The 18,044-nt window shown below is 65.8% G+C and carries 23 protein-coding genes and 3 tRNA genes; 8 read left to right on the top strand and 18 right to left on the bottom strand.

What is annotated here, in order from left to right; translation table 11 throughout:
* Window positions 1–4 precede the first annotated feature (4 nt).
* Window positions 5–292 (bottom strand): hypothetical protein, encoded by a 288-nt coding sequence (locus ACUZUJ_RS15435; protein ID WP_101765844.1) that lies wholly within the window; start codon window positions 290–292, stop codon window positions 5–7.
* Window positions 293–686: 394 nt separating this feature from the next.
* Here ACUZUJ_RS15435 and ACUZUJ_RS15430 point away from each other — a divergent pair, with 394 nt between their 5' ends.
* Window positions 687–944, top strand: coding sequence for a hypothetical protein (locus ACUZUJ_RS15430; RefSeq protein ID WP_101765843.1), 258 nt, complete (start codon window positions 687–689; stop codon window positions 942–944).
* Between the two features lie 76 nt (window positions 945–1,020).
* Window positions 1,021–1,338, top strand: coding sequence for a hypothetical protein (locus ACUZUJ_RS15425; RefSeq protein ID WP_197621975.1), 318 nt, complete (start codon window positions 1,021–1,023; stop codon window positions 1,336–1,338).
* 71 nt (window positions 1,339–1,409) lie between these two features.
* Here the strand turns inward: ACUZUJ_RS15425 and ACUZUJ_RS15420 are convergent, their stop codons facing one another.
* From ACUZUJ_RS15420 to ACUZUJ_RS15390, 7 genes are all read right to left on the bottom strand, one after another.
* On the bottom strand, window positions 1,410–1,904 hold the full coding sequence (locus ACUZUJ_RS15420; protein WP_119006557.1) for a pilin: 495 nt from the start codon (window positions 1,902–1,904) through the stop codon (window positions 1,410–1,412).
* A 98-nt stretch (window positions 1,905–2,002) separates the two neighbouring features.
* A complete protein-coding gene (locus tag ACUZUJ_RS15415; RefSeq protein WP_101766430.1) occupies window positions 2,003–2,458 on the bottom strand; it encodes a pilin in 456 nt (151 codons plus the stop codon).
* Window positions 2,459–2,611: 153 nt separating this feature from the next.
* On the bottom strand, window positions 2,612–2,998 hold the full coding sequence (locus ACUZUJ_RS15410; protein ID WP_233490793.1) for a pilin: 387 nt from the start codon (window positions 2,996–2,998) through the stop codon (window positions 2,612–2,614).
* Between the two features lie 169 nt (window positions 2,999–3,167).
* Entirely contained in the window at window positions 3,168–3,530 is a 363-nt protein-coding gene (locus tag ACUZUJ_RS15405; protein WP_014037914.1) for a hypothetical protein, read from the bottom strand.
* Window positions 3,531–3,593: 63 nt separating this feature from the next.
* Window positions 3,594–3,965: a roadblock/LC7 domain-containing protein gene (locus ACUZUJ_RS15400; RefSeq protein ID WP_101765839.1), complete on the bottom strand. Its 372-nt coding sequence runs from the start codon at window positions 3,963–3,965 to the stop codon at window positions 3,594–3,596.
* A complete protein-coding gene (locus ACUZUJ_RS15395) occupies window positions 3,958–4,509 on the bottom strand; it encodes a GTP-binding protein (protein ID WP_101765838.1) in 552 nt (183 codons plus the stop codon). Before ACUZUJ_RS15395 ends, ACUZUJ_RS15400 begins: the two co-directional genes overlap by 8 nt.
* The gene (locus ACUZUJ_RS15390) at window positions 4,506–5,213 is read right to left on the bottom strand and encodes a hypothetical protein (RefSeq protein WP_101765837.1); all 708 of its coding nucleotides are present in this window, start codon (window positions 5,211–5,213) and stop codon (window positions 4,506–4,508) included. The genes ACUZUJ_RS15395 and ACUZUJ_RS15390 overlap by 4 nt, the downstream gene beginning before the upstream one ends.
* A 250-nt stretch (window positions 5,214–5,463) precedes the next feature.
* Between ACUZUJ_RS15390 and ACUZUJ_RS15385 the strand changes: the two genes are divergently transcribed.
* The 3 genes from ACUZUJ_RS15385 to ACUZUJ_RS15375 all read left to right on the top strand — a co-directional run bounded on the left by ACUZUJ_RS15385 (window position 5,464) and on the right by ACUZUJ_RS15375 (window position 7,199).
* A complete protein-coding gene (locus ACUZUJ_RS15385) occupies window positions 5,464–6,135 on the top strand; it encodes a response regulator (protein WP_101765836.1) in 672 nt (223 codons plus the stop codon).
* Between the two features lie 127 nt (window positions 6,136–6,262).
* Window positions 6,263–6,820 carry a DUF3011 domain-containing protein gene (locus ACUZUJ_RS15380; RefSeq protein ID WP_005417825.1) on the top strand — a complete coding sequence of 186 codons (558 nt, stop codon included), beginning with the start codon at window positions 6,263–6,265 and terminating at the stop codon, window positions 6,818–6,820.
* Window positions 6,821–6,995: 175 nt separating this feature from the next.
* Window positions 6,996–7,199, top strand: a complete 204-nt coding sequence (locus ACUZUJ_RS15375) for a hypothetical protein (RefSeq protein ID WP_005417823.1) — start codon at window positions 6,996–6,998, stop codon at window positions 7,197–7,199.
* Between the two features lie 139 nt (window positions 7,200–7,338).
* Here ACUZUJ_RS15375 and dxs read toward each other — a convergent pair whose 3' ends face one another.
* The 7 genes from dxs to ACUZUJ_RS15340 all read right to left on the bottom strand — a co-directional run bounded on the left by dxs (window position 7,339) and on the right by ACUZUJ_RS15340 (window position 13,896).
* On the bottom strand, window positions 7,339–9,246 hold the full coding sequence (dxs, locus tag ACUZUJ_RS15370; protein ID WP_101766429.1) for a 1-deoxy-D-xylulose-5-phosphate synthase: 1,908 nt from the start codon (window positions 9,244–9,246) through the stop codon (window positions 7,339–7,341).
* A 105-nt stretch (window positions 9,247–9,351) separates the two neighbouring features.
* Window positions 9,352–10,017: an HNH endonuclease gene (locus ACUZUJ_RS15365; RefSeq protein ID WP_032956174.1), complete on the bottom strand. Its 666-nt coding sequence runs from the start codon at window positions 10,015–10,017 to the stop codon at window positions 9,352–9,354.
* A 465-nt stretch (window positions 10,018–10,482) separates the two neighbouring features.
* Window positions 10,483–12,273: an acyl-CoA dehydrogenase C-terminal domain-containing protein gene (locus ACUZUJ_RS15360; RefSeq protein ID WP_099551910.1), complete on the bottom strand. Its 1,791-nt coding sequence runs from the start codon at window positions 12,271–12,273 to the stop codon at window positions 10,483–10,485.
* 65 nt (window positions 12,274–12,338) lie between these two features.
* A complete protein-coding gene (locus ACUZUJ_RS15355) occupies window positions 12,339–12,815 on the bottom strand; it encodes an LEA/WHy family protein (protein ID WP_101765835.1) in 477 nt (158 codons plus the stop codon).
* 164 nt (window positions 12,816–12,979) lie between these two features.
* Window positions 12,980–13,531, bottom strand: a complete 552-nt coding sequence (locus ACUZUJ_RS15350; RefSeq protein WP_101765834.1) for a lipocalin family protein — start codon at window positions 13,529–13,531, stop codon at window positions 12,980–12,982.
* 141 nt (window positions 13,532–13,672) lie between these two features.
* Window positions 13,673–13,748: transfer RNA gene (locus tag ACUZUJ_RS15345), tRNA-Phe, on the bottom strand.
* Between the two features lie 72 nt (window positions 13,749–13,820).
* Window positions 13,821–13,896: transfer RNA gene (locus tag ACUZUJ_RS15340), tRNA-Phe, on the bottom strand.
* Window positions 13,897–14,229: 333 nt separating this feature from the next.
* Between ACUZUJ_RS15340 and curA the strand changes: the two genes are divergently transcribed.
* Entirely contained in the window at window positions 14,230–15,255 is a 1,026-nt protein-coding gene (gene curA / locus ACUZUJ_RS15335) for an NADPH-dependent curcumin/dihydrocurcumin reductase (RefSeq protein WP_101765833.1), read from the top strand.
* A gap of 37 nt (window positions 15,256–15,292) precedes the next feature.
* On the opposite strand, the gene ACUZUJ_RS15330 is transcribed toward curA, so the two are convergent.
* Window positions 15,293–16,135, bottom strand: a complete 843-nt coding sequence (locus tag ACUZUJ_RS15330) for a bifunctional transcriptional activator/DNA repair enzyme AdaA (RefSeq protein ID WP_101765832.1) — start codon at window positions 16,133–16,135, stop codon at window positions 15,293–15,295.
* A gap of 132 nt (window positions 16,136–16,267) precedes the next feature.
* Here ACUZUJ_RS15330 and ACUZUJ_RS15325 point away from each other — a divergent pair, with 132 nt between their 5' ends.
* Window positions 16,268–17,029, top strand: a complete 762-nt coding sequence (locus ACUZUJ_RS15325; protein ID WP_101765831.1) for an SDR family oxidoreductase — start codon at window positions 16,268–16,270, stop codon at window positions 17,027–17,029.
* A gap of 6 nt (window positions 17,030–17,035) precedes the next feature.
* Here ACUZUJ_RS15325 and ACUZUJ_RS15320 read toward each other — a convergent pair whose 3' ends face one another.
* A complete protein-coding gene (locus ACUZUJ_RS15320; protein ID WP_458220649.1) occupies window positions 17,036–17,482 on the bottom strand; it encodes a hypothetical protein in 447 nt (148 codons plus the stop codon).
* 198 nt (window positions 17,483–17,680) lie between these two features.
* Here ACUZUJ_RS15320 and ACUZUJ_RS15315 point away from each other — a divergent pair, with 198 nt between their 5' ends.
* On the top strand, window positions 17,681–17,854 hold the full coding sequence (locus ACUZUJ_RS15315; RefSeq protein WP_014037899.1) for a hypothetical protein: 174 nt from the start codon (window positions 17,681–17,683) through the stop codon (window positions 17,852–17,854).
* Window positions 17,855–17,914: 60 nt separating this feature from the next.
* On the opposite strand, the gene ACUZUJ_RS15310 is transcribed toward ACUZUJ_RS15315, so the two are convergent.
* Window positions 17,915–17,990: transfer RNA gene (locus ACUZUJ_RS15310), tRNA-Ala, on the bottom strand.
* Window positions 17,991–18,044 lie beyond the last annotated feature (54 nt).

The raw sequence follows: 18,044 nt of genomic DNA, 5'->3' as shown, positions 1-18,044 counted from the left end.
GTGCTCACTTGCGCGCCGGGCTGGCCGGCGTGGCGCAGTACGCGTCGATGGCCTCGGCGGTGTTGGCCAGGCCCTGTGCCTGTGCCAGCTCCCAGGGACGCTCGCAGCGCTGGCTGTGCTCGCACCACTGGTAGCCGGCTGAACCGATGCAGCCATGCGCATCGCGATCACCACCCACCACGGGCGTGGCCGTCGACGTCGCGTTGGCATCGGCACGCGCGGTCGCCGCCTTGTCCGGGCTGGCACAGGCGGACAGCACCAGCAGGGCGGGAATCAGAAATAGCGCTTTCATCGGGCGGGCTCCGTGCCTAAAGCGACAGTTTGTGTCGCAAATAAACTAGCGGCAAGCGCTCAGTGCACGGCGGCGCGGACCAGCTCTTCGATCAGGATCAGATAGCTGGCCACGAAATAGAACTTCAGCAACGTCCAGCGCTGCTGTGAGAAGAAGGTGCGCATGTGGAAGGGGCCCCTGTTGATGACGATAGTGTGAAGTCAGGCTGACTCCGTGACAAGGATCACGAAATGAACGGGCTAAACGGGCTCAGGGATGTGACGAGGGTGGGGTTCTGACGCACTGGCGCGGGTTTTTCGTACTTATCTGATGGGACCACCCTGATGGGCTGGCTAGGGTGACGTCATCAGCAGAAGGGCAAGCGCCCTGCGCCTTTTCCCACAAGGAGCCTCCCATGGTCATTACCGTCAAGTGCAGTGCCGCGCAGTGGTCCCTGTTGGACCCCGCTGCGGGCCTGGCCGAAGCATTCAACACCGGCGCCGCAGCGTTCGACGCCGCGGTTGGCCGGGCCAGCGCCCACCATCGCCGGACCGGCCAGCGCAGCACGGTGCGCGTGGAGGCGCTGGGCAGCAGCGTGGATGCCGTGCACTTCGAGGCGTTGGCGATTGCCTCCGGGCCGGCTATCGGGCTGAATCCTGCGCCGGTGGCGTAACGCCAGATGATCCCTCGCGCACTGCCTGGCTTACGAAATGGCTCAGCCACGATGGATTGACCGTCTTGGCATAGACATGACCGATCTGCGCCGGCAGGGCGCGATCCTGCAATACGCGCAAGGGTTGTTGGGCCAGGACGAGGATGAGCAGATCCCTGCGCAGGCAGCAGATGCGGCGCAGCAGTGGCATGCCGTCGACCTGGCCCACAGTCGGCATGCAGGGATCGATGATCAGTGCCTTGCATCGCGGGCTGGCGATCTGGGTCAGGACCTCTGCGGGCGAGCGTGCTTCGCCGAGGGCTTTACCGCCCAGGTAGGGGAGGGCGCTGTGTATCAGTTCGCGTCGGACCCAGGGATTTGCATCGGCGATGACGAGGGTGGGGGCCGGGGCTGACCGGCTTTCGCAGGCGCCGCTGCCTGAATGGAGTGGCGAAGCGTCAACAGCTTGAAGTGTGTGCATGCAGGCTACGGATTGTCGGGGCCACAGCCTTTGGGCAGGAGGTCGTAATAGGGGATGGCAGTCCAGCAGCGCCATTCATGGCTGCCCGAGTCCCTGATCAGCACCAGGTTGTTTCGCCATGTCCCCACGTTGTAGCCAGTGTCGAATCGCAGCAGGCAATCGATCTCGAGGCCGCCATCCGCACGAATACGTGTTGCGATGGTTTCACAGCGCTCACTGCTCTCCGGTAGTCCCAGCTTGCGGTTGTCTGAGCCATAGAGATCACCCCGTTCGGCCAGCCACGCCTCTACTCCCGCCTTCCCGCCGGCCAGTTCGGCCAGGGCCGCCGCCAGCTTGGATCGGGTAGAGAACTTCTTGTATTGCGGGACTGCGATCAGCGAGAGAATCATGATGATGGCCAGGACCACCATGAGTTCGATCAGAGAGAATCCGCGCTGGTGGTGTGCGTGATTCGATCCGCAGCCAGCCTTTGATATTTTCTTTTTCATCGGTTCCTGCATCAGGAAATCAACGTTGAATCGTGGATGGCGCACGCAATGGAAAGGCGCATGCGACTGTGGGCAGGTTGAGCAGTCCGCGCAGTGGCATGCGCCCGTGATCAGGCCTGGCAGCCCTGGGGAAGCAGGCTCTGGTCCGAGATGTCGCTCCTGCAGAGCCAGACGCCCTCCGAGTCGCGATCCAAGGTCAGGTTGCCACTGCCGATTGCAGCGTCGTTCTTGAGCTCGCAGTTGATGCTCGTAGCTCCGTTGGTGACATCGGTCGTTACCGCAATCGCATCGCAGCGGGAACTGGTCTCGGGCAGGCCAATCGATGCAGGCGTTGTGATATCGCTGCCCTCAGCCAATAGGGATTCGACGCCAACTTTCCCGCCGGCGACCTCCGCGAGCGCGCCAGCCAGCTTTGCCTTGGCCGAGAACCGCTGATACTGCGGCAGGGCAATCATCGCGAGAATCCCGATGATCGCCACCACCACCATGAGCTCAACAAGGGAAAAACCCTTCTGCCGGGATGGGCCTGTGCCTGCGCGGGGTGTCGGGCCGGGTACGGTATTCATGATAATCCTCTGTGACATGGCGGTTTCCTGGGTTCGGCCACGAAGCGATCATTCGCGGCGCAGCCATAGAAAATCACGTGTGCAGCAGTGGGTATATTCAAGAACTGGTAAAGTCGAACCTGTTGAGTAACTGCACGATTGTTTTGCAATTAATCAGAAAGTACGCCGTAGCTCCGTGGGGCACGGCGTCGGCACTGCATGCACATCGGCCGTGCTTGCAGTGCATCTCCATTCGCCCGCAGGGGTTCGCCGCCATCGCACGCTGCCCTCCTGGTGTAGATCACAGGTCAGCACTGCGCGGCCGGTATCGGGCAGCGATGCACGCAGGCGCGCGCAGTGTGCGGCGCTGGCAGGCAGGCCGAGGTGCGGGTCGGTCACGGTGAGATCACCTTCGGCGTAGCTGTTTTCCACGGCGGCGATGGCGCCGCCCAGCACGTTGGCCGCATCGCGAAGCCGGGTTCGGCTGGCATCGTCATCCAGGCGGGGCGCACACAGCAGTAGTGCGTAGATGGCTGTCAGTCCGGCGACGATGCTGACCAAAGTCCATCGTCGGTAGTGCCGCGGGTGATGTGTCGCCTGGGTGGTTGATCGAGGGCGCATGGACGGCAGCTCCTGCGGTTGAGAAGGGCGCGCGGCGCAACTGCAGGCCGGGGCCGCTCTCCCCAGAGCAGCCCCGGCATTCCGATCCCCTGTCTATCGTTGCCTCGCGTTACAGCGCCAGCGAACTTTCCACGTCCAGTACGATGCGCCGGGCGAGGGCAAGGTTGGCCTTCTGCCGGTCCAGTACCACATAGAAGAACAGGCCCTTCTTGGCCGACACCGGGCGCAGCACGTGGTACGCCCGACCCAGAGTGATCAGCACGTCTTCGATGTTGTCGTTGAGGTTCAGCGCTTCGGCCGTCTTCATCTTGGCGCGCAGCACCTCGGTGTTTCCGGCTGCCGCCAGTTCCATGTCCACGCCCGAGCCGGCGTCACCCAGCAGCATGCCGCTTTCGAAGTCGACCAGGGCGACGGCTTGCGCGCCGTTGATCTGCATGAGCGTGTCCAGGCATTTGTTGATGGCGATATTCATTTCAGTGGTCCGTTGCGGGTGTGAGGGGGTGAAGAGGCGTCTGAGTACTGAGAGGGGCATGTATCAGGTCGGGGTGTTGGCCAATGCGCGCACGCACTGCTTGGCATGCCACAGCACGTTGCCGATGACGCAGCTGTGGTCGCATGCGGTCATCAGCAGGCGCGGTTGATTTCCTGGAATGGCGAGCATCAGTACCTTGCCGTTGGCGGCATCGAGGATGAGTGTGTCGAGTTCGCCGAAGTGCAGTTCGCGACCCAGCGCACTGGCCAGGCCGAGCATCGAGCTGGTCATCGCGGCCAGGCGATCGGCGACATGACTCTTCGGGCCGGCCTGGGCCAGTGCGAAACCATCAGTGCTGGCAACGACGAGCGCCTGGATACCGGTGACATCGTGTACCAGCGCGTCGAGTGCCGAAGTGTGGCCGATGTCATTCATGGGTGGCCGCCATGGCGTTGCATTCGATCTGGCTCATCAGCAGGTCCATCGCAATGACGGCCTGTGCCATGTCGCGTGGGTCCAGCGGCAATGCCGGCAGGTGTGGCGCATGGTCCTGCAACCAGTCCTGCCAGTGCGGCTGTACCGGATCATCGGTGCTGCCGCATCGGGTGAAGCCGATGACCACGGGCAGGCCCGGTGCGCTGTCGGCGATGGCTCTCAGATGCCGCCCGGCCAGCGTGGCGCCCACGCTGGCGCTGCCATCGATCAGGACGATGGCACCTTCTGCACCGGCCAGCAGGATCGGCCAGATGTAGGAGAAGCGTTCCTGCCCCGGCGATCCGTACAGGCGCAGGCGGTCGCCGCCTGGCAGGTCGATGTCGCCATAGTCCATCGCCACGGTGGTGTATTGCTTGCCCACGGTAGGGTCGGTATTGCGGGCTTCCGTCACCACGGCCGTGCCCCGGGTCAGGGTCTGCACGAGGGTGGACTTGCCCGCGCCGAGTGGGCCCATCACTACGATCTTGTGCTCACGCACGGTCATGCACTCCAGCGGATGCGAAGTTGTCGCCACAGATTGACGAGGCCGTCGGCGGGCGAGGAGCGCACGGGTGCGTCCTCGCCCACAACGGGAAAGGCATAGGCGGTGAGGAACGCTGCGTTGAAGAACGACTGCACGATTTGGCGTGGCAGATCGAGGATGTCGCAGCATGCCCGCACGGACGCGCCCTGCTTGATCAGCAGCGCGCACAGTCGGAAGTGGTCGGGACGATGGGCGAGGATGCGGAAGTCTGGCCAACGCCGGAGGCGCAACTTCGTGCCGTCCTGCAGGGGCGGGATCGGCACGCCGCGGCCGTCCGTGACCAGGGCAACGTTCCATAGCGTCAAGCGCAGCGGAACATTGCTGCACACCGTTGCACGCTGCACGAAGACCTCCTGTGTCACCGGTACCAGGCTCAGCCGAGGGTCTGCGTCGCCCAGTAGTCTCTGCAGCAGTGTCAGCGTGATCGGCGCGGGTGCGGTGGTCATCATCCGGTCGTTCCTGGCGTCCAGCCAGCACACGGTGGCCCCGTCATGAATGATCGCGGCATGGGCCGAACGCCGTGGCAGCGCGCCATCGCTTGCCAGGTGCAGGCGCAACTGCTGTACGAACGGCAATGCGGCAGTTGGCAATGCGGCCGGCGCCAGTGGCTCTGCTTCAAAGGGCTCTTGCAGATCCTCAAACGGTTGACGACGGAAACGGACCATGGGATGTCCAGGGCAGCGAGTGATCGGAGGTGACTTTGTAAGCGGTCCTCCTGGCTTTCTGGAATGAAACTATTGGGAAAGCTGCAGTGCCATTCGTGTTTTTGATGCTCTCTGCAACAAATGGAATTGGCCGGATGTTTATGCTTCGATGAAATCAATTGCAGCGAGCGATTATTAAGTTGACGTAACCTGGAATGATTACTAGCGTCTCCACTGCGCACTGCGGCGTGACTATTGACGGGTAATCAGCATGCTCACTCGAATTGCCATCGCGGATGATCATCCACTGGTCCTGCTTGGCACGCGCATCGTGATCGAGGCCGGTGGGCACCATCGCGTGGTGGCGGAGGCGCGATGTGCAGAAAGCCTGCTGGCCATCCTGGCCGAAGAGCCGGTGGATCTGGTGGTGACTGATTTTTCGATGCCGGATGTCGGCCGCTCGGACGGCCAGGCGATGCTGCAGGCGTTGAGTCGCAATTACCCCAAGGTGCCGGTGATCCTGGTCACGATGGTCACCAATGCCACCACCTTGAACATGGCCATGCGTACCGGTGTGCGCGGACTGGTGTGGAAGTGCAGTTGCGTGGATGGCACCCGCAAGGCGGTCGATACCGTGTTGAGCGGGGGGATCTACCTGGACCCCCAGTTGGCGCACTGCCTGCAGGAGGGTGGGCGCGAGCGATCGCTTTCGGTGTTGTCGCCCAAGGAGCTGGAAGTTCTGCGGCTGTATGTGTCGGGGCCTTCGATCACAGAGATCGCCGGGCAGCTGCGGCGCACCGTCAGTACCATCAGCCGGCAACGCATTTCGGCGATGAGGAAACTGGGCATCAGCAATGATGCCGAGCTGTTCGCCTATGCGTTCGAGGAACGCCTGGGCAATGCCGGTGGCATGGCCAGTGGGGCAGCAAACGGGAGCCCATGAGCTCACAGCGGTCCAGTCAGGTCCGGTTGCGTTGTTTGAATGGGGAAAAACTGCCGTTGCGCCCCCCTCTGTGCGGCGGGCCGTGAATCCCGGATGCTTGCGCCATCGTATTCATCTGGAGATCTCGATGGGCAAGGCACTCACCTGGCGCACCCTGGCCTGCACCCTGTTGCCGATGCTGGCGGCTGCCGGTGGCGCCCAGGCGCAGAGCTATGGCTACGGCTATGACGACGACCGCTATGGCGGCCGCGATGGCAGTGGCATCGTGCGCTGCGAGTCGGTCAAGAACCGCAGCAATGAGTGCCGCCTGGACGGCCGCGCGCGGTTGATCCGCCAGCTGTCCGGTTCGCCCTGTGTGGAAGGCGAAACCTGGGGCCAGTCGCGCAATGGCGTCTGGGTCACACAGGGGTGCCGTGCCGAATTCGTGGGTGAGTACCGCCGCGGTGGCGGCTGGGGCGGCAATGGCGGTGGCTGGGGTAATGGCAATGGGTGGGGCGGCGGCGATGTCGTCACCTGCCACTCCAATGGTCATCGCCAGGAGTACTGCGATGCCCGCATCCGCCGGGGTGTACGCCTGATCCGCCAGGACTCGCGCAGCGCCTGTATCGAAGGCCAGAGCTGGGGCTGGGATCGCCGTGGCATCTGGGTCAGCGATGGCTGCCGGGCGCAGTTCCAGGTGAACTGAGCATTCCGCGCTCTGTCCCGTGAAAATCAGAATAATCTGATACAGCTCACATTTTGAACGCCGTATTGTCTGCGATCAGGGCACGTTGCGTGCCCTGAATCCCAGCGATGCCGTGTGCCGTAGCCGGCATGGGCATCGCGCCGCCATCGATACGCTGCCTCAAGGAGTGAGCTGCATGTTGATCCGCCTGCAATGCGAACAGCGCCAGTGGCGCGTGCTGCATCCGGACCGGCCGGAGCCGATCGAGTTCCGCGATGGCGCCCGTGCCTATGACTTCGCCGAGACCCTGGCCCGCCTGCACTTTGTCGACACCGGTCAGCGTGCGGCCGTGCGCGTGGAAGCCAGCGGCGCATTCGTCGAAGCGGTCAGTTACGGCTGAGGGCGGGTGCCTGCCGAGGCAGGCCTGCGGAGTTCCGCCATCCACGCATGGCGTGGATCTACGCGTTTCGAGCCTGAAGGGTGCGGACTCTGTCCGCGCCCATTGCGCCCTGTGTGAATCTACCGGGTGGCGATCGGCCTCAGCCTGCCGCGCTGAGCGGCGGGATACCTGCGGCCAGCTGCGGCCAGCGCTTGAGCACAGCAGCGCGGATGCCGGCCGCGTCGATGCCGGCTTCGGCCAGCAGGTCCTCGCGGCTGGCGTGGTGCTGATAGCTGTCGGGCAGGCCCAGGTGCAGGATCGGACGCAGCACGCCTTCGGCATTGAGCAGTTCACCGACGCCGGAACCGGCGCCACCGGCCACCACGTTGTCTTCGATCGTGACCAAGCCCTCGTGCTGGGCGGCCATGGCCAGCACCAGCTCGCGATCCAGTGGCTTGATGAAGCGCATGTTGACCACGCTCAGGCCCAGTTCGCGGCCGACCTGCTCAGCGGCGGCCACGGTGCTGCCGAAGGCGAGCAGGGCGATGCGGCTGCCCTGCAGGCGCAGCTCGCCCTTTCCGATCGGCAGGGTCGACAGGTCGGTACCGGCCGCAACGCCGGTGCCGGTGCCACGCGGGTAGCGTACGGCGGCCGGGCCCGGGTGCTGCAGGCCGGTGCTGAGCATCTGCCGGCACTCGGCTTCATTGGACGGTGCCATCACCACCAGGTTCGGCACGCAGCGCAGGAAGCTCAGGTCGAGGTTGCCGGCGTGGGTTGCGCCGTCCGGGCCGACCACGCCGGCGCGATCGATCGCAAACAGCACGTCCAGGTCCTGGATCGCCACGTCGTGCACCAGCTGGTCGTACGCGCGCTGCAGGAAGGTGGAATAGATCGCCACCACCGGCTTGCCACCCTGGGTGGCCATGCCGGCGGCGAGGGTGACCGCGTGCTGCTCGGCGATCGCCACGTCGAAGTAGCGCTGCGGGTATTCCTTGCTGAAGCGCACCAGGCCTGAGCCTTCGCGCATTGCCGGGGTGATGCCGTACAGGCGCGGCTCGGCGGCGGCGGCATCACACAGCCAGTCGCTGAATACATCGGTATAGGTCGGCTTCTTGGCCCCGGCTTTGGCCACCAGGCCCTTGTCCGGATCGAACGGGCCCACGGCGTGGTAACCGATCTGGTCGCCTTCGGCCGGCTCGTAGCCCTTGCCCTTGGTGGTCATCACATGCAGCAGCTTCGGGCCCTTGGAGGCGCGCAGCGTCTTCAGCGTGGACAGCAGGGCAGGCATGTCGTGGCCGTCGATCGGGCCGGTGTAGTGGAAGCCCATTTCCTCGAACATCGTGGAGGGCACGAACATGCCCTTCCAGTGTTCTTCCCAGCGCTTCACGAAGCGCGCCGGGTTGTTCTTCTTGTCACCGAGGATCTTCTTGCCGCCTTCGCGCAGTGCGTTGAGCGTGCGGCTGCCGGTGGCGCGTCCCAGCATCTTGGTCAGGCCGCCCACGGCCTCGGAGATCGACATGTTGTTGTCGTTGAGGATCACCAGCAGGTTCGGTTCCGGCTCCATGCCGCCGGCATGCATCAGCGCTTCGAACGCCATGCCGGCGGTCATCGCGCCGTCGCCGATCACCGCCACGACCTTGCGGTCGTCGCCTTCGGACTGGCGGGCGATGGCCATGCCGAGTGCGGCCGAGATCGAGGTCGAGGAGTGGCCGACGCCGAAGGTGTCGTACTCACTTTCTTCGCGCTTCGGGAACGGCGCGACGCCGTCCTTCTGCTTGACGGTGTGGATCTCGTCGCGGCGGCCGGTGAGGATCTTGTGCGGGTAGGTCTGATGGCCGACGTCCCAGACCAGCTGGTCGTGCGGCGTCTGGTACAGGTAGTGAAGGGCCACGGTGAGCTCGATCACGCCCAGGCCGGCGGCGAAGTGGCCGCCGCTCTTGCCCACCGATTCGATGAGGTAGGCGCGCAGTTCGTCAGCAACCGCCCTCAATTCGGATTCGTCGAACGTGCGCAGGTCATCCGGCGTCTGGATGCGCGCGAGGCGGGGATAGCGGGCAGAGTCGATCATCATGTTCGCACTTTTTCTGAACGCCCATTTTCGCCCTCAAACGGGGGTGGGGCAAGCAAACGCCGCCGCCCGTGACAGGACGGTGAGGGTTGCATTTTCGGGCGTTCAGGTGCTCAGTTTCGACCGCTTGGGCAATTGCGCCTTCAGGAAGGCCATCTGGTCGGCCAGGATGTTGCGGTTGGACAGGATCAGGTGCTCGATCCAGCTGGGCCGGTAGGGCACCGCCAGCAGGGGCATGCCGGCCTGCTGCGGGGTACGGTCGCTCTTGCGCGAATTGCAGTGGAAGCAGGCGGTGACCACGTTTTCCCAGCAGTCCAGGCCGCCCTTGGACAGCGGCATGACGTGGTCGCGGGTGAGCGTGGGGCGGCTGAACTGCTGGCCGCAGTACATGCACAGATGGGCGTCGCGGGCGAACAGGGCCTGGTTGGTCAGGTTCGGCGTCGGGTCGATTGCGCGCGAGCGGGCGTGGCCGCGGGCGGCGATGATCGGGTGCAGGTCCATGCCGCTCTGCAGTCCGCTGAAGCGGTTGGTGCCGCCATGGATGTGCAGGCAGGGGTCGCCGAGCGTCCAGGCCACCGCTTCGCGTGCGTAGAGGCACGCCGCGTCCTGCCAGGTGATCCAGTCCAGTACGCGTCCGTGGGCATCAAGCGAGAGCAGCCGGACCGAACCGGGGCGATGCAGCGTCGTGGCGTTGGGCGATGCTTCGGCGCCCGGAGCAGAAAACGGAGCTCCGGCTTCGATCAGACCCAAGCGTGTAGTGTCTGTCTCCATCGGGAGAACAGCTTATACCTGAATCATTGCGATTTGGGTATCGCCTGGAGGGCGATACCCAAATCGCAATGATTCAGGTCCGCGCATTCGGCATCCCAGCCCGCCGTCGGCGGGTTGGGATGCCCACGCATCCCTCCTAGCCCCCGCGCCGTTGGCGCGCCCCCCTTAACAAAGGGGGGCTCTTCTCCAGAGAGATCCCGGTGGTTTCCATCCACGCGTGGCGTGGATCTGCCGTGTCGACCAAGGTCGACACCTGCCATCAGCCGAGTGAACCTGTCAGAGGCCCGGGCGGTGTGGGGTGGCAGGACCGTTGGCGCCATGGATGGCGCCATCGAGCCCCCATGGATGGGTTTACGGCGTGTCCTGCCAGCCCACGCCGCCCAGCCATTCATCGGGATGCAGCTGTTGCTGTTGCGGTTGCCGGCCAGCGGCCGGCACTACCGCGGGTGCCGGGCGCAGCCCGGCTCAGGCGCCGAAGCGCTCGTCGTCCATGGCCATCAGCGGGGCGGCGCCGGCCTGGATCGCGGCGGCGTGGCTGAGCGTGCGCGGCAGCACGCGGGCGAAGTAGAACCGTGCGGTCTCGCGCTTGCCCTGGGCGAAGGCGGCGCCGTGCGCGCTGGCGTCGGCGGCGGCCACGCTGCGGGCCCACCAGTAGGCCAGTACCACGTAACCCGAATAGAACAGGTAGTCGTAGCTGGCCGCGCCCAGTTCGTCGGGGTTGGCGGCCGCGCGCTGCAGCACGTCCAGGGTCAGCTTGCCCCATTCGGCGGCCTTGGCGCGCAGCGGGCCGATGAACTCGGCCAGCGCTTCGTTGCCCTCGTGTTCCTTGGCGAAGGCTTCGATCTCGGCCAGCATCAGCTTCAGGCCGGCGCCCTGGCTGGACGCGGTCTTGCGGCCGATCAGGTCCAGCGCCTGGATGCCGGTGGTGCCTTCATACAGCGTGGTGATGCGTGCATCGCGGGCCAGCTGTTCCATGCCGTGTTCGCGGATGTAGCCGTGGCCACCGAAGCACTGCAGGGCGTTGTAGGTGTTCTCGATGCCCCATTCGGTCTGGCAGGCCTTGGAGATCGGGGTCAGGAAGCTCACCAGGGTGTCGGCGCGCTCGCGCTCGGCGGCATCCTCGGCGTGGTGGGCGACGTCGATCAGGGTGGCCGCGTGCAGCGCCAGCAGGCGGCTGCCTTCGACCAGCGACTTCACCGTCAGCAGCATGCGGCGCACATCCGGGTGGACCAGGATCGGGTCGGCCGGCTTGTCCGGGAACTTGGCGCCGCTCAGGGCGCGCGACTGCAGGCGCTCACGGCTGTACTTCAGTGCGTTCTGGTAGGCGCGCTCGGACAGGCCGATGCCCTGCAGGCCGACGCCCAGGCGCGCGGTGTTCATCATGGTGAACATCGCCTGCAGGCCCTTGTGCGGCTGGCCGACGAGGTAGCCCTGCGCACCATCGAAGTTCATCACGCAGGTGACCGACCCCTTGATGCCCATCTTGTGCTCGATCGAGCCGCAGCGTAGTGCGTTGCGCTCGCCGACGTTGCCCTCGCGGTCGACCTTGAACTTCGGGGTGACGAACAGCGAGATGCCCTTGGCGCCCGGAGGGGCGTCGGGCAGCTTGGCCAGCACCAGGTGCACGATGTTGCCGGTCAGGTCATGCTCGCCGGCGGTGATGAAGATCTTGGTGCCGGTGATCGAATAGCTGCCATCGGCGTTCGGCTCGGCCTTGGTCTTGAGCAGGCCCAGGTCGGTGCCGCAGTGCGGTTCGGTCAGGCACATGGTGCCGGTCCAGCGGCCTTCGATCAGCGGCTTGAGGAAAGCCTCGTGCTGCCAGGCCTCGCCGTGCTGCTTCAGCGCTTCGATGGCGCCATGCGAGAGCAGCGGGAAGTTACCCCATGCCAGGTTGGCGGCGTTGATCATTTCGTTGAGCGGCACGCCCAGGGTGTGCGGCAGGCCCTGGCCGCCCAGCTCCGGCGAGGCGGTCAGGCCGGTCCAGCCGCCATCGACGAACTGGTCGTAGGCCTGCTTGAAGCCGGGCGGGGTGGTCACTTCACCGGTGGCCTGGTCGAGCACGCAGCCGATCTCGTCGCCGACGCTGTTGAGCGGGGCCAGCACGGTGGCGCTGAAGCGGCCGGCTTCTTCCAGCACGGCATCGACCACGTCGGCGGTGGCGTCGGTGAAGCCCAGGCGGGCGAACAGGGGTTCGACCTTGAGCACGTCGTGCAGGGCGAAACGGAGGTCGGAAAGCGGGGCGGTGTAGCTGCTCATCGGTACGTCTCGATTTGATCAGGGCAGGGGGAGAGCGGCGCCGGGCGCCGCGACGAAAGGCGGGTTCAGCGCAGCACGCCGGGCAGGCCGGGGGCCTGGTTGAGGGTGCTGCGGCTGCTGATGTCGAAGCTGCGCTGCTTCTTTTCCTGCGGTGTGGCCGCCACCGTTCCCTTCAGGCCATAGGCCAGGGTGCGGTTGCTGGCCAGCGCGTCGGCCACCACCAGGCGCGCGGCCGAGCTGGGCACGAGGTCGACATTGATGACGTCGGCGGAGGTGCCGCCGATGGAGATGCCGGGCTTGACCTGCAGGGTGCCAGCGTCGTTGTCGCCGACGGTCAGCGCCAGCGCGACGTCATCGAAGGTCATCGGCATCGAGCTGAAGTTCTGCAGGCGCAGGGCCACGGTCCAGTTGCCGTCGGCACGTACGGTCAGCTGCTGCAGGCTGGCTGCCGGTTCCGAAACACGCTTGACGATGCCGTTGTTGCAGGCAACAAGGGCGAGGGTGCACAGGACGATCAAGGCGGTACGGAAACGGTGGAGCATGGGCGCAAGTCCTCTGGAGGGGGTGCGTTGGGGTAAGCATACTACGGCGTATGGTTTTGTGGATCGCCTGTGGCGACCCGTCGCAGAGGGTAGCGCGTGAAGATGGCGGCCGGGCGTGCGCAACGCTGGATCGGGCGCGCGGAATGCGCCCGATGCGGGGCGGTTCAGTCGGCGGGCGTATCGCGCAACGGTGCCATCAGCCGCAGCGGGCCGAGGTCGTAGCCCATGGCCTCGGCCTTGGCTTTCAACTGTTCGAACCGGGCGCGATCCATTTCCGGCAGCCGCGAGAGGATCCACAGGTACTTGCGGTCCGGTTCACCAACCAGCGCCCACTGATAGTCGGGGTCCAGCGCCAGCACCCAGTAGTCGGCCCAGACCAGGGGGACCCAGCTCAGCCAGTCGGGCACGAAGCGCACCTGCAGTTGGCCGGGGTGTCCGGCCACCAGGCGTGCCACGCCTTCGGCGACCACGCGTTCGCCCTCGCCATTGCGGCAGGCATTGGTGACGCTGATGCGGCCGTCGCGGCGCAGCCCGTAGTTGGCAGTGATCTCGCCCACGCACTGCTTCTGGAACGACACCGGCAGGTGCGCGATTTCGTGCCATTGGCCTGCGTAGCGGTCGATGTCCAGCGTTTCGACCGCGCGCACCGGTTCGGCGGCGATCACCGGGAAGGCGGCCAGCAGCAGGCAGGCGAGCAGGGCGGGGCGCAGAGGCATCGGCAGGCTCCAGGCAGGAGTCTGGAGCGTAGGTGCCGCCGCGCATGCCGGTGTAAATGTTTCGTCAACCGGGCGGCGGTGGCCGCCGCTTGCGCGAAGCGCGAACAAAAAAAGACCTGCATTTCTGCAGGTCTCTGAAGATGGTGGCCGAAGACGGAATCGAACCGCCGACACGGGGATTTTCAATCCCCTGCTCTACCAACTGAGCTACTCGGCCAAATTGTGTGGCGACCGCGGTGAATGCGGTTTCCGGAAAAAAAAGACCCGCATTTCTGCAGGCCTTCGAAAGTGGTGGCCGAAGACGGAATCGAACCGCCGACACGGGGATTTTCAATCCCCTGCTCTACCAACTGAGCTACTCGGCCACATGTTTCGTTGCAGCGAGGTCGCTGCCAAGGACGCGTATATTACGGAGGTCGGCTGCCTTCGGCAAGCGTTTTGCCAAGATTTCTTCACATTGCCGTCTGCGCGCTCGCAAGTGCTTGATCCTCCGTCGTGGGCGGGGCGTGACCAGTCGATCATCGTCTGCGGTGGAAATCAGCAGGTCGCCGCGATCGCCAAAGCTGCAAGGGCAAGGGCTGCGCTGGACCCGCGCCGGTCCGGGCAATGGAACGCTGTTTTCGTGGCCGCCATCGGGGATGGCTGCGGCGTAGTGTCGGCAGTCCTTTCCCGACGCTGGCAACAGCAGAGACCCGACCATGTCCGATTCCTCTACTACCTCCCGCATCGTGCTGGCGTCGCGTCCGCAGGGGGCGCCGAGTGCAGCCAATTTCCGCCTGGAACAGGTTGCGCTGCCGGCACTGGCCGATGGCGACGTGCTGCTGCGCAACCGCTACCTTTCGTTGGACCCGTACATGCGAGGACGCATGGACGAGGGCCCGTCGTATGCCGCGCCGGTGGCGGTCGGGGCGGTGATGGAAGGCCAGACCGTGGCCGAGGTGCTGCAATCCAAGGCCGAGGACGTAACCGCGGGCGAGCTGGTGCTGGCGCCGGGGGGCTGGCAGACCCACGCGGTGCTGCCGGCCAAGGCGCTGGGGCGCCGTCTGGATCCGGCCGGGCTGCCGCTCAGTGCGGCGCTGGGCGTGTATGGCATGCCGGGTTTCACCGCCTATTCCAGCCTGCATGAAATCGCACGCCTGAAGCCGGGCGAGACGCTGGTGGTGGCTGCCGCGACCGGGCCGGTGGGCGCGACCGTGGCCCAGCTGGCCAAGCTGCAGGGCGCGCGCGTGGTCGCCATCGCCGGTGGCGAGGCCAAACGTGCCTATCTGCAGACGCTGGGCGTGGACGTGGCGCTGGATCATCGCGCCGCTGATTTCGCCGCCCAGCTGCGCGCGGCGGTGCCTGCGGGCATCGACGTGTACTTCGAGAATGTCGGTGGCCATGTGCTGGATGCAGTGCTGCCGCTGCTCAACGACTTCGCCCGCATTCCGGTGTGCGGCACCATCGCCACCTACAACGAGCGCGGCGTCGAGCAGCCTGGCCCGGACCGGTTGCCGGCACTGTTCAGCCAGATCCTGCGCCAGCGCCTGATCGTGCGTGGTTTCATCGTGCACGACTTCAACCACCTGTGGCCGGACTTCGAACGCGAGATGCCGCAGTGGCTGCGCGAAGGCCGCATCCAGTACCGCGAGGATGTGGTGGAAGGGCTGGAGAAGGCGCCGGAGGCGTTCTTCGGGCTGCTGAAGGGGCACAACTTCGGCAAGCTGGTGGTGAAGCTGGATTGAGGGCCTGGCGGTGTGCCGACCAAGGTCGGCACCCACGTCAGGCAGTCGAGGCCTTTTCCCGGCGCAGCAGTTCGCGCTTGCGCGCTACGCCCCACGCATAGCCGGACAAGTCGCCATCGCGGCGCACCACGCGGTGGCAGGGCACGGCCACGGCCAGCGGATTGCTTGCACAGGCGCGTGCCACCGCGCGGCTTGATCGCGGCGCGCCGATGCGCGCGGCGATATCGGCATACGAGGCAGTGTGCCCGCGCGGAATCTGCTGCAGTGCCTGCCACACCCGCTGCTGGAACGCGGTGCCGCGGATGTCCAGCGGCAGGCTGGTGCCCCGCGTGGGATCCTCGACCAGGCCCACCACCTGCGCTACCAGTTGTTCATAGCCGCTGTCGGCGCCGACCAGTTCGGCCTGGCGGAAGCGCTGCTGCAGCGACTGCAACAGCGTCTCCGGATCGTCGCCGAGCAGGATCGCGACCACGCCGGTCTCGCTGCTGGCCACCAGCACGCTGCCCAGTGAACTTTCGGCGATGGCGAAGTGGATGACTTCGCCGCGGCCACCTGCGCGCCATTGCTTGGGCGTCATGCCCAGCAACTTCGGTGCGTTTTCGTAGAAGCGTCCGCTGGAGCCGAAGCCAGCATCGTGGAAGGCATCGGTGATGCGCTCCTGGTGTTCCAGGCCGGTGCGCAGGCGGTCGGCGCGCAGCGCGGCGGCGTACTGCTTGGGGGTCAGCCCGGTCGCCTGCTTGAACAGGCGATGCAGGCGCGTCGGGCTGCAGCCGGCGATGTCGGCCAGCTCCTGTAGCGAGGGTTCGTCGAGGCTGGTCTGAAGGTGGCGGCAGACGCGTTCGACGCGGGCATCGAGGGCGGTGGTGGCGGTACTGTCCATGGCCGGATTCTGGCATGTGCCGACCCTGCGAAAACTCCGTTTCCTGCACTCATCTGTGAGGCCCGGAAACGGAGTGTTGACGGGCCGAAGGCTTGGCATCGTGGCGGCCACTTCACAACCGGTACCGCCAGCATGCGCCTGAACAACAAGATCGCTCTCATCACCGGTGCCAGCGCCGGCATTGGCCGCGCCAGCGCGCTGCGCTTTGCCGCCGAAGGCGCAAAACTGGTGCTCAACGCGCGGCGGCTGGAGCCGCTGCAGGCGCTGGCCGAGCAGATTCGCGCCGCCGGTGGCGAAGTGGTGGTGCATGCCGCCGACGTGGCCGACCCGGGCACGGCGCAGGCGCTGGTCGATCGGGCCCAGCAGTCCTTCGGTGGCCTGGACATCGCGCTCAACAATGCCGGCATGCTCGGCCCGGGCGTGCCGGCGGCGGAGTTCCCGGCGGACGCCTGGCGCGAAGTGATGGCCACCAATCTCGATGCCGCCTTCCACGCCGCACGCGCGCAGTTGCCGGCATTGCTGGCACGCGGCGGTGGCTCGCTGGTGTTCGTCGGCACCTTCGTCGGCCATACCGTGGGATTCCCGGGCATGGCGGCCTATGCGTCGAGCAAGGCCGGGCTGATCGGCCTGAGCCAGGTGATCGCCGCCGAATACGGGGCGCGTGGCGTGCGCAGCAACGTGCTGCTCCCCGGGGGTACCGATACCGAGATGGGCCGGCAAGCGGCACCGACCGGCGATGCCCGCGACTTCGTGCGCTCGCTGCATGCGCTCAAGCGCCTCGCCGAGCCGGAAGAGATCGCCAATGCGGCGTTGTTCCTGGCCAGCGATGAGAGCAGTTTCGTTACCGGCAGCGCGATGCGCGTGGAGGGTGGGGTGTCGATCACCCGTACCTGAGCGCGGTCACGTGCGTGGCGCGTAGCGGATGCCGCTGCTGGCCATGAAGCCTTTCGGGTCGAACCGGGCCCAGGCCTCGCCCCAGCCTAAGCGGGCGTGGCCACCGGCCAGCCTGTAACCCAGCGCCGCACCCAGCGTGCGGCGCATGAAGGCGACTTCGGCATCGATCGCGGCCTGGGTCGGCCAGCCGTCTTCCAGTGTTGCACCGGGTAGATCGACGCTCATCGTCACCATGTCGAGCCGTTGCCCGTGGAAGCACAGGCTGATGCCGGCAGGCGCACCGCCCAGGCTGAGCCGGTGCAGGCTGAGCCAGTGGTAGCCGGTGCCGACATCGCGCTCGCCATGCATCAGCGTGGCGAAGGCGATGCGCGCCTCGTCCTGCGAGAGGGTGGGGCAGATCAGTGCCGGCAGGTTGCCAAGCTGGATGCTGCCGTCGGTCGGATTGAAGTTCATCGGCACGAATGATGCGACGCGCTTGGACGTTGAGGGCATGGCGTACCGATATGCGGTTTGCATCGGATTCTGGATGTACCTCATCGATGGCTGCAAGCCGCTGGCTGCACACCGTGTTCGCGCCGGACTGACCTGCGGCTTACCCGTTGCGTTCTAGCGTGGCGTCAGCGTCGGACTCCACCGGCGAAGGAGTATTCGATGAGTGAGCGAGACAACGACCAGGGTGATCCGAAGCAGGGGGTGCAGGAAAGCCGCCAGGACAGGAAGCAGGACGACGTGGCCAGGCAGCGGCCAGGTCAGCGCGATCAACAGGTGCGTGATGCGCACTCACGGAGCCCACGGCGCAAGGACGGCGGTGAGGAGCCGGCCTGAGGCGGAAACCGGAAAAGAAAAACCCGCAGATCATGGAGATCTACGGGTTCTTCTGAATAGTGGTGGAGCCAAGGAGGATCGAACTCCTGACCTCGTCATTGCGAACGACGCGCTCTCCCAGCTGAGCTATGGCCCCACGGCAGGGCTTCAGTGTAGCGCTGCCCGCCGGGCTTGCCAAGCGCCGGGCCGG

Source organism: Stenotrophomonas sp. S4 (assembly GCF_054187805.2).
Note: the sequence above shows the minus strand (reverse complement) of the source record. Positions and strands in the feature narration are given on the sequence as shown.

What these genes read in the sequence shown, in the direction of transcription:
- dxs (WP_101766429.1), bottom strand. Translation starts at nt 9,246, where the DNA reads ATGATCGACTCTGCCCGCTATCCCCGCCTCGCGCGCATCCAGACGCCG.
- ACUZUJ_RS15420 (WP_119006557.1), bottom strand. Translation starts at nt 1,904, where the DNA reads ATGCAGGAACCGATGAAAAAGAAAATATCAAAGGCTGGCTGCGGATCG.
- ACUZUJ_RS15415 (WP_101766430.1), bottom strand. Translation starts at nt 2,458, where the DNA reads ATGAATACCGTACCCGGCCCGACACCCCGCGCAGGCACAGGCCCATCC.
- ACUZUJ_RS15375 (WP_005417823.1), top strand. Translation starts at nt 6,996, where the DNA reads ATGTTGATCCGCCTGCAATGCGAACAGCGCCAGTGGCGCGTGCTGCAT.
- ACUZUJ_RS15425 (WP_197621975.1), top strand. Translation starts at nt 1,021, where the DNA reads ATGACCGATCTGCGCCGGCAGGGCGCGATCCTGCAATACGCGCAAGGG.
- ACUZUJ_RS15405 (WP_014037914.1), bottom strand. Translation starts at nt 3,530, where the DNA reads ATGAATATCGCCATCAACAAATGCCTGGACACGCTCATGCAGATCAAC.
- ACUZUJ_RS15380 (WP_005417825.1), top strand. Translation starts at nt 6,263, where the DNA reads ATGGGCAAGGCACTCACCTGGCGCACCCTGGCCTGCACCCTGTTGCCG.
- ACUZUJ_RS15350 (WP_101765834.1), bottom strand. Translation starts at nt 13,531, where the DNA reads ATGCCTCTGCGCCCCGCCCTGCTCGCCTGCCTGCTGCTGGCCGCCTTC.
- ACUZUJ_RS15315 (WP_014037899.1), top strand. Translation starts at nt 17,681, where the DNA reads ATGAGTGAGCGAGACAACGACCAGGGTGATCCGAAGCAGGGGGTGCAG.
- ACUZUJ_RS15430 (WP_101765843.1), top strand. Translation starts at nt 687, where the DNA reads ATGGTCATTACCGTCAAGTGCAGTGCCGCGCAGTGGTCCCTGTTGGAC.
- ACUZUJ_RS15385 (WP_101765836.1), top strand. Translation starts at nt 5,464, where the DNA reads ATGCTCACTCGAATTGCCATCGCGGATGATCATCCACTGGTCCTGCTT.
- ACUZUJ_RS15325 (WP_101765831.1), top strand. Translation starts at nt 16,268, where the DNA reads ATGCGCCTGAACAACAAGATCGCTCTCATCACCGGTGCCAGCGCCGGC.
- ACUZUJ_RS15355 (WP_101765835.1), bottom strand. Translation starts at nt 12,815, where the DNA reads ATGCTCCACCGTTTCCGTACCGCCTTGATCGTCCTGTGCACCCTCGCC.
- ACUZUJ_RS15360 (WP_099551910.1), bottom strand. Translation starts at nt 12,273, where the DNA reads ATGAGCAGCTACACCGCCCCGCTTTCCGACCTCCGTTTCGCCCTGCAC.
- ACUZUJ_RS15400 (WP_101765839.1), bottom strand. Translation starts at nt 3,965, where the DNA reads ATGAATGACATCGGCCACACTTCGGCACTCGACGCGCTGGTACACGAT.
- ACUZUJ_RS15435 (WP_101765844.1), bottom strand. Translation starts at nt 292, where the DNA reads ATGAAAGCGCTATTTCTGATTCCCGCCCTGCTGGTGCTGTCCGCCTGT.
- ACUZUJ_RS15320 (WP_458220649.1), bottom strand. Translation starts at nt 17,482, where the DNA reads ATGAACTTCAATCCGACCGACGGCAGCATCCAGCTTGGCAACCTGCCG.
- ACUZUJ_RS15390 (WP_101765837.1), bottom strand. Translation starts at nt 5,213, where the DNA reads ATGGTCCGTTTCCGTCGTCAACCGTTTGAGGATCTGCAAGAGCCCTTT.
- ACUZUJ_RS15330 (WP_101765832.1), bottom strand. Translation starts at nt 16,135, where the DNA reads ATGGACAGTACCGCCACCACCGCCCTCGATGCCCGCGTCGAACGCGTC.
- ACUZUJ_RS15395 (WP_101765838.1), bottom strand. Translation starts at nt 4,509, where the DNA reads ATGACCGTGCGTGAGCACAAGATCGTAGTGATGGGCCCACTCGGCGCG.
- ACUZUJ_RS15365 (WP_032956174.1), bottom strand. Translation starts at nt 10,017, where the DNA reads ATGGAGACAGACACTACACGCTTGGGTCTGATCGAAGCCGGAGCTCCG.
- curA (WP_101765833.1), top strand. Translation starts at nt 14,230, where the DNA reads ATGTCCGATTCCTCTACTACCTCCCGCATCGTGCTGGCGTCGCGTCCG.